Origin of the sequence: Mesorhizobium sp. M7A.F.Ca.US.005.03.2.1 (assembly GCF_003997795.1) — a bacterium.
Taxonomy (GTDB): domain Bacteria; phylum Pseudomonadota; class Alphaproteobacteria; order Rhizobiales; family Rhizobiaceae; genus Mesorhizobium; species Mesorhizobium ciceri.
In genome coordinates this window covers 1-378 of sequence record NZ_RZRP01001659.1, presented here as the reverse complement: position 1 = coordinate 378, position 378 = coordinate 1, and the positions used below count along the sequence as shown (strand labels likewise).

Here is a 378-nt window from a genome sequence, read left to right as displayed (position 1 = left end):
CCTCGTTGCGGTCGGGGTAGTTGACGCCGACGCAGATGATCTTTTCCGGCGAAGGGATCGGAATTTCGTAGGCAATGGCGTCGAGCGGGAAATCGACTGGGAAGGCCTCTGCCTCTTCCGCCAGCCGCCGCAAGGCGCCGGCCTCGATCACCTCCCGCAGCGTCGGCCACTGGCCGTGGCGCGCCGACAGGTCGACGACACCCTTGCTGGTGACCGCGCCATAGCGCGCCTTGCCGCCGACGGTGAAGGTGGCGAGCCGTGCGTGGTTCATGCTGCGGCTCCGGCGATGGTGGTGGGCGAGGTTGGAGCTCTACGGCGCCCCCCTCTGTCCTGCCGGACATCTCCCCCTCCTGGGGGGAGATCGGATGTCATCTCTGC

At 67.7% G+C, this 378-nt stretch carries 1 pseudogene; it reads right to left on the bottom strand.

Features of this window, described 5'->3' with window-relative positions:
- Positions 1-271: pseudogene (locus tag EN991_RS39680) on the bottom strand (2-hydroxyhepta-2,4-diene-1,7-dioate isomerase); the annotation flags it as partial.
- Positions 272-378: the final 107 nt, after the last annotated feature.